The organism is Candidatus Pelagibacter sp., assembly GCF_052049975.1.
GTDB lineage: Bacteria > Pseudomonadota > Alphaproteobacteria > Pelagibacterales > Pelagibacteraceae > Pelagibacter.
Window position 1 is genome coordinate 375844 of sequence record NZ_JBNGYZ010000001.1, and the last position, 12698, is coordinate 388541.

13 protein-coding genes are annotated in these 12698 nt (G+C 29.6%); 7 read left to right on the top strand and 6 right to left on the bottom strand.

Translation table 11 applies throughout. The features are described from left to right. Window positions 1–25: 25 nt before the first annotated feature. The 7 genes from cgtA to ACTT9U_RS01900 are packed head-to-tail and all read left to right on the top strand — an operon-like array spanning window position 26 to window position 5841. A complete protein-coding gene (gene cgtA / locus ACTT9U_RS01870; RefSeq protein WP_440931497.1) occupies window positions 26–1009 on the top strand; it encodes an Obg family GTPase CgtA in 984 nt (327 codons plus the stop codon). Continuing rightward, complete coding sequence (gene proB, locus ACTT9U_RS01875) at window positions 999–2108, top strand: glutamate 5-kinase (protein WP_440931498.1); 1110 nt, start codon at window positions 999–1001, stop codon at window positions 2106–2108. Before cgtA ends, proB begins: the two co-directional genes overlap by 11 nt. Further along, entirely contained in the window at window positions 2105–3355 is a 1251-nt protein-coding gene (locus ACTT9U_RS01880) for a glutamate-5-semialdehyde dehydrogenase (RefSeq protein ID WP_440931499.1), read from the top strand. The genes proB and ACTT9U_RS01880 overlap by 4 nt, the downstream gene beginning before the upstream one ends. Continuing rightward, window positions 3336–3863 (top strand): nicotinate (nicotinamide) nucleotide adenylyltransferase, encoded by a 528-nt coding sequence (gene nadD, locus ACTT9U_RS01885; protein ID WP_440931824.1) that lies wholly within the window; start codon window positions 3336–3338, stop codon window positions 3861–3863. Before ACTT9U_RS01880 ends, nadD begins: the two co-directional genes overlap by 20 nt. A 17-nt stretch (window positions 3864–3880) precedes the next feature. Further along, the gene (rsfS, locus tag ACTT9U_RS01890) at window positions 3881–4231 is read left to right on the top strand and encodes a ribosome silencing factor (RefSeq protein ID WP_440931500.1); all 351 of its coding nucleotides are present in this window, start codon (window positions 3881–3883) and stop codon (window positions 4229–4231) included. Beyond that, on the top strand, window positions 4228–5364 hold the full coding sequence (locus tag ACTT9U_RS01895; RefSeq protein ID WP_440931501.1) for a S41 family peptidase: 1137 nt from the start codon (window positions 4228–4230) through the stop codon (window positions 5362–5364). The genes rsfS and ACTT9U_RS01895 overlap by 4 nt, the downstream gene beginning before the upstream one ends. Further along, window positions 5365–5841 (top strand): RNA pyrophosphohydrolase, encoded by a 477-nt coding sequence (locus ACTT9U_RS01900; RefSeq protein ID WP_440931502.1) that lies wholly within the window; start codon window positions 5365–5367, stop codon window positions 5839–5841. Here ACTT9U_RS01900 and atpC read toward each other — a convergent pair. The 6 genes from atpC to priA all read right to left on the bottom strand — a co-directional run bounded on the left by atpC (window position 5834) and on the right by priA (window position 12683). Beyond that, window positions 5834–6226 (bottom strand): ATP synthase F1 subunit epsilon, encoded by a 393-nt coding sequence (atpC, locus tag ACTT9U_RS01905; RefSeq protein WP_440931503.1) that lies wholly within the window; start codon window positions 6224–6226, stop codon window positions 5834–5836. The two genes, ACTT9U_RS01900 and atpC, sit on opposite strands and share 8 nt — an antisense overlap. Next, window positions 6226–7644 (bottom strand): F0F1 ATP synthase subunit beta, encoded by a 1419-nt coding sequence (gene atpD / locus ACTT9U_RS01910; RefSeq protein ID WP_440931504.1) that lies wholly within the window; start codon window positions 7642–7644, stop codon window positions 6226–6228. Before atpD ends, atpC begins: the two co-directional genes overlap by 1 nt. Before the next feature lie 2 nt (window positions 7645–7646). Beyond that, window positions 7647–8522 carry a F0F1 ATP synthase subunit gamma gene (locus tag ACTT9U_RS01915; RefSeq protein WP_440931505.1) on the bottom strand — a complete coding sequence of 292 codons (876 nt, stop codon included), beginning with the start codon at window positions 8520–8522 and terminating at the stop codon, window positions 7647–7649. Window positions 8523–8528: 6 nt separating this feature from the next. Next, on the bottom strand, window positions 8529–10061 hold the full coding sequence (gene atpA, locus ACTT9U_RS01920; protein WP_440931506.1) for a F0F1 ATP synthase subunit alpha: 1533 nt from the start codon (window positions 10059–10061) through the stop codon (window positions 8529–8531). Continuing rightward, window positions 10062–10619 carry an ATP synthase F1 subunit delta gene (atpH, locus tag ACTT9U_RS01925; RefSeq protein WP_440931507.1) on the bottom strand — a complete coding sequence of 186 codons (558 nt, stop codon included), beginning with the start codon at window positions 10617–10619 and terminating at the stop codon, window positions 10062–10064. Between the two features lie 108 nt (window positions 10620–10727). After that, window positions 10728–12683: a replication restart helicase PriA gene (gene priA / locus ACTT9U_RS01930; RefSeq protein ID WP_440931508.1), complete on the bottom strand. Its 1956-nt coding sequence runs from the start codon at window positions 12681–12683 to the stop codon at window positions 10728–10730. Window positions 12684–12698: the final 15 nt, after the last annotated feature.

The following is a 12698-nucleotide window of genomic DNA, read 5'->3' on the forward strand; positions in this document are numbered from 1 at the left end:
TACAACTATTTAGTCAGGTTGTATTATGAAATTCTTAGATCAAGTTAAGATATATGTAAAAGCTGGTAACGGTGGAGATGGTTCACCAAGTTTTCGAAGAGAAAAGTTTATTGAGTTCGGAGGACCAGACGGTGGAGATGGTGGTAACGGAGGCTCTGTAGTTTTAATATCTGAGAGAAATCTGAATACTTTAATTGATTACAGATATCAGCAACACCACAAGGCTCAGAGAGGTGACAATGGTGCGGGTCAAAATAGAACTGGTAAAGGTGGTGGTGATTTAATTTTAAAAGTTCCTATAGGTACTCAAGTTTTTGAAGAAGATAATAAAACACTAATTTACGATTTTAAAAATGAGGGTGAAAAATTTGTGGCTGCTGCTGGCGGTAAAGGAGGATTAGGTAATACTAGATTCAAAAGTTCTACAAATCGTGCACCTAAAAAATTTACAAAAGGAACCAAAGGTGAAGAATTTACTATTTGGTTGCAATTAAAAACAATAGCAGACGTAGGAATTATTGGATTACCTAACGCTGGAAAATCAAGTTTGTTAGCAGCTATTACAAATGCAAATCCTAAAATTGCAAATTATAAATTTACAACATTAAATCCAAATTTGGGTGTAGCTCAATATGATGACAAGGAAGTTATCTTAGCTGATATCCCAGGTTTAGTTGAAGGAGCTCACGAAGGGGTGGGTTTAGGAATTCAATTTTTAAAACACATTGAAAGATGTAAGTCATTACTACATTTAATTGATATAACAAATCTTGATATTAAAGAATCATACAATCAGGTCAAAAAAGAACTAACTAATTATAGCTCTGAGATGTTGAAGAAAAAAGAAATTGTAGTACTTAATAAAATAGACTTAGTTGATAAGGATATAATAGATGAAATTATCTTAGAATTTTCAAAAGATATAAATTGTGAAATTATAACTTTATCTACACTTGATAAAAATTCAATCTCACAACTTAAATCTAAATTAATTAATTATGTTGCTTAAAAATTCCAAGATTACAGTAATAAAAATAGGTTCATCATTATTAATTGATGAAAAAAAAAGGATAAGAAAAAAATGGCTTACTAGTTTTGCTGAAGATGTAAAAAATTTAACAAAATTAAATCAAAAAATTGTAATTGTTAGTTCTGGGGCGATAGCGATGGGTTGTAAAAAAATGAATATTCTAAAAAAAAATCTAAAACTAGATAAAAGCCAAGCAATGGCATCGATAGGTCAAATTGAATTAATGAATTTATTTTCTGAGATTTTTTCTAAGTTTAAGTTAAATATTTCACAAATCTTATTAACTTTAGAGGACACTGAGCAAAGGCGAAGGTCTATTAATGCGAGACGTACTTTTGAAAATCTATTTAATCTATATTACATTCCTGTTGTAAATGAAAATGATACTATTGCTACCAGTGAAATAAAATATGGAGATAATGATCGTTTAGCATCAAGGGTTACTCAAATAATAAATGCAGATAATTTAATTCTTTTTTCAGATGTCAATGGTCTTTACACAGACAACCCTAAAAAAAATAAAAAAGCAAAACTAATTAAAAGAATTAAAGATATAGAAAAAGATCTTAGAGGAGTGAATATTAAAGGAATGAATGAATATGGTAGTGGAGGCATGAAGACCAAGATTGAAGCTGCAAAAATTTGTCAACTTTCAGGAAGTAATATGATTATTGCTAATGGTCTTAAAAATAATCCAATACAGAATATCTTGGATGGAGATAATTACTCTTTATTTCTCTCAAAATTATCCAAACTAGATGCTAGAAAGAAATGGATCTTAAGCTCAATTTCACCTAAAGGTTCTGTCATAATTGATGATGGAGCGAATAAAGCTCTTGCTAACGGCAAAAGCTTATTAGCTGCAGGAATAAAAAAAGTAGTTGGAAAATTTAATAAAGGTGACCATATCAAGGTTCTTAATAAAAGAGACAAAGAAATTGCAAGAGGTTTAGCATCTTTTTCATCGGAGGAAATAAAAAAAATTCTAGGAAAACATTCAAATGAGATTGAAAAAATTTTAGGTTATGTGTCTAAATCTGAGGTAATCCACAAAGATGATATGGTTGAAATAATATGAAAAAAGAACTTTTGAAAATTGGTTATAATTCTAAAATTGCATTGCAGGAAAATTTAAGTGAAAAGGTAAAAAATAAAGTTTTAAATGACTATTTTTTATTCATAAAAAAAAACAAAACGAAAATTTTAATTTCTAATAAAAAAGATATTGATTTTGCAGTTAAAAAAGGGATTAAAAATAATTTAATTGAAAGATTAAAGCTCAATGAAAAAAAAATAGATCAAATATTAATCTCCATAAAAAACATAATTAAATTAAAAGATCCATGCAATAGAGTATTAGAAAGTTGGAAAAGACCCAATGGACTCAAAATATCAAGAGTTACAATTCCTTTAGGTGTTATGGGTGTGATCTATGAAAGCAGACCTAACGTAACTTGTGATGTCTCTTCATTATGTTTCAAGTCTGGTAATGCTGTTATTTTAAGAGGAGGTTCTGAGGCTATAAATACAAACAAGATACTTTCTGATCTTTTTAGAAAATCTCTCGAAAAAAATAATATTAATAAAAACTATGTTCAATTTATAAATTCAAAAAATAGAATGTTTGTTGATTTAATGTTGTCAAAAATGCAAAATTTTATTGATGTAATAATTCCTAGAGGTGGAAAAACATTAGTTCAAAAAGTCCAAAAATTATCAAAGATACCAGTGATAGGTCATTTAGAAGGAATTTGTCATACTTACATTGACAATGAAGTAAATATGAAAATAGCTTCTAATATTATTTTTAATTCAAAAATGAGAAATACTGCAATTTGTGGTGCTACAGAAACTTTTTTAATTCATGAAAAAATTTCTGAAAAAAATATAAATTTTATCTTCAAAGAGTTATACGATAAAAAATGTAATTTGATAGGAGATGCAAAATTTAAGAGGAAATTTAAAGGTAATGTAAAATTAGCTAAGAGCAAAGATTGGATTACCGAGTATCTATCTCCAACAGTTTCTATCAAAACTGTTAAAAGCGTAGATGAAGCAATCATTCATATAAATAAATTTGGCACTATGCATACAGATTCCATCATTACAAAAAATAATAAAAAAGCCAAAAAATTTTTAAAAAAAGTAAAAAGTTCAATTGCTATGCATAATACATCAACACAATTTGCTGACGGTGGTGAGTTTGGTTTTGGTGGTGAAGTTGGTATTTCAACTAATAAGCTACCCCCTAGAGGACCTGTGGGACTCAATCAGTTAGTGTCTTATAAATATGAAATTAAAAGTAATGGTGCAATCAGAGAATAAAGATAAAGTTGGAATTCTTGGTGGATCATTCGACCCTCCACATAAAGGCCATTTGGCTATCTCTGTTGAAGCTAAAAAAAGATATAATTTAAAAAAAATCATTTGGGCCATAACAGAAAAAAATCCTTTTAAAAATAAAAGTAAAAATATTTTATCTAAAAGAATAAAAGACTGTAGACAGATAACGAAAGCAAAACCTTTTATTAAAGTTAAATTTTTTGAAAAACTAATTAAGTCAAATAAAACTATTGATCTAATAAACTATATGAGAAAAAATAATAAAATAGAAATTTATTTTATTATGGGAGCTGATAATTTGATAAATTTTCATAATTGGCATAAGTCAAAAGAAATTTCAAAAAAATGTAATATTTTAGTTTTTGATAGACAGGGCTATAAAAGAAAATCATTAAAATCAAAGACTTATACAAATAAACATACTCAAAATTTGGAGTTTATTGAATTTAAGAAAGTCAACATTTCGTCTTCTCAATTAAGAAAAATTTGATAATCTAAATTTAATTAATGGATAAAATTGATTCTCTAAAACAAGTTGTCATTGACACACTTGATCAAAACAAAGCTCTGGACATTATTAGTATTGATCTGAAAGATAAAAGTTCAATGGCAGACTATATGATTATTGCTAGCGGTACCTCTTCAAGGCATATACAAGCTTTATCTGAACAAGTGTTAGAAAAATTCAAGTCAAATGGTTTGAGTGACTCTCGAATAGAAGGAAAAGAAAGTTTGGAGTGGAAACTAGTAGACGGTATTGATCTGATAGTTCATATTTTTCATCCAGAAAAAAGAAAATTTTATGAGTTGGAAAAAATGTGGTCAGAACTCATTCCTAAAGAAAAGGTTATGATATGAAAAAATTTTATATCTCTCTTCTGTTCATATTTTCTGTCTTGAATTTAAATTCTGCAATATCTGATGAAACAGATATTTACAAAAAAATAGATCTTTTTGGTGAAGTTTTGGAGAAGATAAATGAAGAATACGTAGAAGATATTAATCAATCTGAAAGTATGGACTCTGCAATAAACGGCCTACTACAATCTTTAGATCCATACTCAGCATATTTATCTCCAGATAATTTTGAAGAAATGCAAACTGAAACAAGTGGAGAATTCGGTGGTCTTGGAATTGAAGTAAGTATGGAAGCAGGTGTAGTCAAAGTAATAACTCCTCTTGATGACACTCCAGCATCTAGAGCAGGGTTAAAAGCTGGTGACTACATTGTTAAAATTAATGATGTTCAGGTACAAGGGAAAACTTTGAGTGAAGCTGTAGAAATTATGCGTGGACCTGTGGGATCAGATATAGAAATAACAGTTAGGAGAAGAGGTGTAAAAAAAGCTCTACAATTTACATTAACAAGAGAAATTATTGAGATTCAATCTGTAAAATCTGATTTATTAGATAATAATATTGGGTATTTAAGATTAACATCATTTAATGAAAATAGCGCTCAGCAAATAAAAAAAAGAATTAATGAGCTTGATAAAGATAAAAAAACAAAAGCCTTCATATTAGATCTTAGAAACAATCCAGGAGGTCTTCTTTCTCAAGCGATTAAGATTACTGATTACTTTCTCGATAATGGAGAGATCGTCTCAACAAAAAGTAGAAAAGCATCTGAAAATAGAAAATGGTTTGCTCGAGATGGAGATTTAACAGATGGTAAGCCACTTGTAGTTCTAATTAATTATGGTTCTGCCTCTGCATCAGAAATTGTTGCTGGTGCTCTTAAAGATCACAAAAGAGCAATTATCTTAGGTGAAAATAGTTATGGAAAAGGATCTGTTCAATCAATTATACCTTTACGTAATGATGGTGCAATCAGACTAACAATTGCAAAATATTATCTTCCATCTGGAACTTCAATTTCAGAAGTTGGTGTAACACCTGATATAGAAATTTCAGAAGATGGCGACGAGTTTAAAATTAAAACTGAAACAGATAATCAATTAAATTACGCAATTAAACTCCTTAACGGTTAAATGAAAAAAGAATATGAAAACTTACCTTATAGAAGTGGTGTAGGTATTGTAGTCCTAAATAAAGAAAATAAAGTATTTGTAGCAAGAAGAATAGATAATCCTAAAAATTTTTGGCAAATGCCCCAAGGTGGTGTTGATAAAAATGAAAACTATTTAAATGCAGCTCTTAGAGAGTTAGAAGAAGAAACTAGTATTAAATCTGTTGAATTAATAAAGGAATTAGATGGACTAATTACCTACGATCTACCTGATCATTTATTGGGTATTATATGGAAAGGTAGATATAAGGGACAAACTCAAAAATGGTTTTTAATGAGGTTTGTTGGTAGTGATAATGAAATTAATATTAAAACTAAACATCCAGAATTTCTAGAATGGAAATGGGTAGATCTTAAAGAAATAACAGAACTTGTGGTTAGTTTTAAACTAGAACTATACAAAGAAGTTCAAAGTAAAGTTCAAAAAATAATTAGTTAATAGATTTTAAAACTTCAATTTTTTGATCAATAATAAATTTTGCTTGATCAGATATTTCTGTATTATTTGAAGCATCTTCTGCAGATTTTAACATCTCTGCTTTTTTACCATCGCTTATATCGTTCACATTAAAGATGGAACTTGTTAGAATTGAAAGATTGTTATCTTTAAATTCAACAATTCCATCCTCAACATAAAAATTTTCTTCACCAGATTTAGAGTTTACTTTTATTATCCCTGGTTTTAGATATGAAATAATTGAAATATGATCTTTCAAAATACCCATCTCACCTTCATAGGCTGGAACGATTACCTCAGTAACATCTTCTTTTGAAAGAATAGATTGCTCCGGATTTACTATTTCTATTTTAAACTCTTCACTCATTAAGCTGCAGCTTCTTTTGCCATTTTGTCTGCTTTTTCTATAGCTTCTTCAATTGTACCTACCATGTAAAAAGCAGCTTCAGGTAAATGATCATATTCACCTCTGCATATAGCTGCAAAACCTTTAATTGTAGATTCTAGATCTACCAATTTACCAGGTGATCCTGTGAATACTTCTGCTACAAAGAATGGCTGAGATAAAAATCTCTGTATTTTTCTTGCTCTTGCAACAATTAATTTATCTTCTTCGGATAATTCATCCATTCCAAGAATAGCAATAATATCTTGTAAAGACTTGTATGTTTGAAGTATTTTTTGAACCTCTCTAGCAACTCTATAATGTTCATCTCCAACAATTCTTGGATCCAATATTCTTGAAGTAGAGTCTAACGGATCTACTGCCGGATAAATACCGATCTCCGCTATTTGCCTTGATAGTACTGTAGTAGCGTCAAGGTGAGCAAATGATGTTGCAGGAGCTGGGTCAGTTAAATCATCCGCAGGTACATAAATAGCTTGTACGGAAGTAATTGAACCTTTGTTAGTTGTTGTAATTCTTTCTTGTAAGTTACCCATATCAGTAGCTAATGTAGGTTGGTATCCTACTGCTGAAGGAATTCTTCCTAAAAGAGCTGATACCTCTGATCCTGCTTGAGTGAATCTAAAAATATTATCAACGAAAAACAGTACATCTTGACCTTCTTGATCTCTAAAATATTCAGCAACAGTTAATCCTGTTAAAGCAACCCTTGCTCTTGCTCCTGGAGGCTCGTTCATTTGTCCATAAACTAATGCTGCTTTTGAGCCAGCTCCATCTTTTTTAATTACTCCAGACTCTATCATTTCATGATAAAGGTCATTCCCTTCTCTAGTTCTTTCTCCAACACCAGCAAAAACTGAAAAACCACCATGCGCTTTTGCAACGTTGTTAATTAATTCCATAATAAGAACTGTTTTACCTACACCTGCACCGCCAAATAATCCAATTTTACCACCTTTTGCATAAGGCGCTAAAAGATCAATTACTTTAATTCCAGTAACTAGAATTTCAGTTTCAGTCGATTGGTCATTAAATTCTGGAGCAGCTCTGTGAATTGGCCAAGTTTCTTTAGTTTTAACTTCCCCTCTTTCGTCAATAGGTTCACCAACTACATTTATAATTCTTCCTAAAGTTTCAGGACCTACAGGAACTTGAATTGGAGCATTTGTGTTTACTACTTCATCACCTCTTTTTAGGCCTTCAGTTGCATCCATTGCAATTGTTCTTACAGTAGTTTCACCTAAGTGCTGTGCTACTTCTAAAACAAGTCTGTTATCTCCATTTTTACATTCTAATGCAGTTAAAATTTCTGGTAATTCTCCTTCAAATTTAACGTCTACTACGGCTCCAATAACCTGTGTAATTATTCCTTTGCTCATAATTATAAACTCTCTGCTCCTGATATGATTTCTATTAGTTCTTTTGTAATTGCTGCTTGACGGCTTCTATTGTACTCAATAGTTAGCTTATCAACCATTTCACCTGCGTTTCGGGTTGCATTATCCATTGCACTCATTCTTGACCCTTGTTCGCTAGCTGAATTCTCTAACATCGCCTTAAATATCTGTGTTGAAATATTCTTAGGTAATAAATTATTTAAAATTTCATCTTCATCTGGCTCAAACTCATAACTTACATTTTCTGATTCTTGATTATTTTTTTCAGCTTCTAATGGAATTATTTTTTGAGCTTGAGGAATTTGAGTAATAACGTTCTTAAATTGATTATAAAAAATTGTGCAAACATCGAATTCTTTTTTTTCAAATTTCTCAATTATTATTTTACCAACTTTATCCGCATCAAAATAATTTACATTTTTTGAATTTTTAAAAGAAATGCTCTCAATTATCTTGTCACCAAAAACTCTCTTTAATTGATCATTGCCTTTTGAACCCACAGTAATAATCTTTAACTCCTTGCCCTCTTTGCTAATTTTTGAAAAATATGCTTTAGCCTTTTTAATTATATTTGTATTAAAACCACCACACAAACCTCTGTCAGAAGTCATTACAACACATAAATGTATTTTATCACTCCCTGTTCCAGATAATAATTTCGGAGCATTTTCTTTATCAGAAATACCACTAGATAAATTTAAGATAACATTGTTCATTTTATCTGAATAAGGTCTCCCTTTTTCAGCACTTTCTTGAGCTCTCCTCAATTTTGCAGCTGCAACCATTTTCATAGCTTTAGTAATTTTTTGTGTAGATTTTACACTAGCTATTCTTTTCTTCAGATCGTCTAAACTTGCCATCTCTAATTATTTTAAACTTTCTTTTAATTGTTTAATTAAATCTACAAGTAATTTCTCTGTGTCTTCCTCAAGCTTTCCAGTACTTTGAATAGAATTTATAATTTCTGGTTTTTCTGATTTACACTTCTCAATTACTTTAGACTCAAAGCTTGCAATATCTTTAAGATCAATATCATCCAGGTAACCTTTTACACCACAAAACACAGAAATAACTTGTTCAGCAACTGTCATTGGTGAATATTGCTTTTGTTTAAGTAATTCAGTTAATTTTGATCCTCTATTCAACAATTGTTGAGTAGAAGCATCCAAATCTGATCCAAATTGTGCAAACGCTGCCATCTCTCTGTACTGAGCTAGTTCAAGTTTCATAGATCCAGAAACTTTTTTCATAGCTTTTGTTTGAGCAGATGAACCAACCCTTGATACAGATAAACCAACGTTAATTGCAGGTCTTATTCCTTGGTTAAATAATTCTGTTTCCAAAAATATTTGACCATCTGTAATTGAGATTACATTAGTTGGAATAAATGCTGAAACGTCACCACCTTGAGTTTCAATTATAGGCAATGCTGTTAAAGATCCACCTCCATGCTCATCACTTAATTTTGCAGCTCGTTCTAATAATCTGCTATGTAAATAAAATACATCACCAGGATAAGCTTCCCTTCCTGGAGGTCTTCTTAATAAAAGTGACATCTGTCTATAAGCAACTGCTTGTTTTGATAGATCATCATATATTATTAAAGCGTGCATACCATTATCTCTGAAGAACTCTCCCATTGCACATCCAGTATAAGGAGCTAAAAATTGTAATGGAGCTGAGTCAGATGCTGTTGCAGCAACGATTGTTGTATATTCCATTGCTCCAGCTTCCTCTAAAGTTTTTTGTATCTGTCTAACAGTTGATCGTTTTTGTCCTACTGCCACATAAATACAATATAATTTTTGTTTCTCATCACCAGACTCATTAATTTTCTTTTGGTTAATGATTGCATCAATTGCGACTGCAGTTTTTCCTGTTTGTCTATCACCAATAATCAATTCCCTTTGTCCTCTTCCAATTGGTACTAAACTATCAATTGACTTTAAACCTGTTTGCATTGGTTCACTGACAGATTTTCTTGGAATAATACCTGGCGCTTTAACCTCAACTCTGCTCTTCTTAACATTTTTATCAAATGCACCTTTACCATCTATAGGGTTTCCTAAACCATCAACAACTCTTCCTAACAATTCCTTACCTACTGGTGTATCAACAATATTTCCAGTTCTTTTAACAACGTCTCCCTCTTTAACGTTTCTGTCATCACCAAAAATTACAACACCAACATTTTCACTTTCTAAGTTTAGAGCCATTCCTTTTGAACCGTCAGAAAATTCAACCATCTCACCAGCCTGAACATTATCTAAGCCATATATTCTAGCGATACCATCTCCAACTGATAAAACCTGACCTACTTCTGATACTTCAGCTTTATCTCCGAAATCTTTTATTTGTTCTTTTAATATTTTTGTTACTTCTGAAGGATTTATTTCCATTTATGCCTCTATCATTCTATTTTCGATTTGTTGTAGTTTATTTTTAATGGAAGTATCAATCATTGTACTGCCTACTTGTACAATTAAACCTCCAATTAAACTTTTATCATGTTTATAGTTTAATTTTATTTTAGAGCTAAAATTTTTTGTTAACTCATCAGTAATTTTACTCAATTCATCCCCTGAAAGTTCTTTTGCGGACTTTAATTCTGCTTTAAGTTCACCTCTTTTTTCTGAACAAATTTCAACGAAACCTTTCATAATTTGCTCTACATAAAAAAATCTTCTTTTGTTTATTAAAAAAATAAGAAAGTTTTTAATCAAACCATCTAGTTTAAAACTATCTGAAATTTTTGTTATTACTTTTTCCAAGTCGTCTTTATTGGTAGTTGGGTCTTTAATAAACCCACTAAAATCTTTACTTTCTTCAATCAGTTTCAAAATTGAATTAACTTGATCCTCAATTACGTCCAATTTTTTTGATTCTTCAGATAACTCAAACAAAGCAAGAGCATATCTTTTTGAAGAAGTATTAGAAAAGTCGTTATTTGAACTCAATTTATTTACCTATTAATGAAGTAATTTTATTTAAAACACGGTTTAATTAACACATGGTCGACCTATCTTCAAGTCGCACATTATATCAAAAAGTCTTTTTTTAAGCCATTAATTGAAGGTAATCGGGTCAACATCAACTGAAAGTTTTATTCCTGTTGGAAACTTATATTTTAATATTATTGCTGACAATGAGTTTTGTAATTTCATAGTTTTAGACCCTCTAATTAAATATCTTATTCTAAATTTTCCCTGAATTTTATAAATAGGAGCATTCACAGGACCTAAAACTTTTCCTGAAATTTTATTTTGGAGAGACTCTTTAAATTTAAATGATTCTTTTTCTAATTTTGTTTGATCACTTCCAGATAAAATTAAAGAAATAAATCTTTGAAATGGAGGCAAATTATTTGATTTTCTAATTTGAATTTCTTTTTCTAAAAAGATTTCTGGATTTTCATTTGTTAAATCTGATACCATTTTAATATTTTTATTATAGGTTTGAAAATATACTGTTGCAGATTTACCAGTTCGCCCTGCTCTGCCTGAAAGTTGATGATATAATTGTAAATTTTTTTCGGCACCTCTTAAATCATGTCCTTGAGTTGAAAAATCAATATCAACTACAACTATACAATTAAGACTTGGAAAATGAAAACCTTTTGAAATAAGTTGTGTTCCAATTAATATTTCAATTTTATTATCTATAATTTTTTCTAATTTTTCTTTAGAACTTTTTTTATTCATAGTATCACTTGAAAAAATTTCGATAGTTCTTTTTGGAAACTTTTTACTCACTTCTTCATAAATTCTTTCAACACCAGGTCCGCTAAAGAAATAATCACATTTTCCATCTTCAATACAATCTCTATTAAGTGATGTTTTGTGACCACAATAATGGCATAAAAGATTATTTGATGATTTGTGATAAACTAAATTAATTGAGCAATAAGGACATTCGAATTTCTTAAAACATTTTTTACATATTACATTAGGTGAAAATCCCCTACGATTTAGAAAAAATAAAATTTGGTCATTTTTATCTAAATGTTCATTTACTTTATTTATAATTTCATTTGATAACCATGATTGTTTTTCTAATTTTGTATTATTTAAATTTATTATTTCATACTTTGGCAAGGAAGCATTTTTGTATCTTTTTTTTAATTTTGAAACTGAATATTTTTGTTTTTTTATATTCTCAAATGTTTCAACTGAAGGTACTGCTGTTACTAAATTAACAGGAATATTTTCAAAAGAAGCTCTTAAAATTGCCATATCTCTTGCATGATAAATAACTCCTTCATCTTGTTTAAATGATTGATCATGCTCTTCATCGATAATAATCATTTTTAAATTTTTGAATGGTAAAAACATTGACGATCTTGCACCAATCACTACTTTTATTTTTCCTGTTGCAATACCATTCCAAATTGTTTCCTTCTTTTTCTTTGAAATTCCTGAGTGCCATATTGCTGGTTTAAATCCAAAAAATTCCAGAAATTTTTTTTCAAACTGATTGGTTAACCCTATCTCTGGTAACAATATTAAGCCTTGATTATTATTTGATAAAATCTCTTTTAATGCATTAAAATAAACTATGGTTTTTCCAGATCCTGTGGTTCCCTGCAATACATGTACTCTAAATTTATCATTCGATTTATTTATTTCTTTAAGTGATTTAAGTTGCTCATCATTTAATTCAAACTTTAATGGAGTTTGCAAATTTTCAAATTCTTCAAGTTTTTTTAATTCTGCTTTCTCTATAGCTTTACTACTTAATAAAAGTAATTTTAACGACATTCCTTTTGGAATTAAATTATAATCAGAAAAACAATTCAAAAATTGAATAAAATTTTTATTTATTTTAGGTAAATTCAATTTTTTAATAATCTTTTTTACTTTAAAATTTTTTTTACTTTTTTTTTCAAACTCATTCCAAACAATACCTGTCATTTTTAACTTACCAAATGGAACTTCTACATAATTTCCAATATCTAGTTTAACATCACTTTCGTAGGTAAATGGATGATTAAAGATATTAGGTAGAAGTATTGGATATTTCATTTTTTTGATAATAAA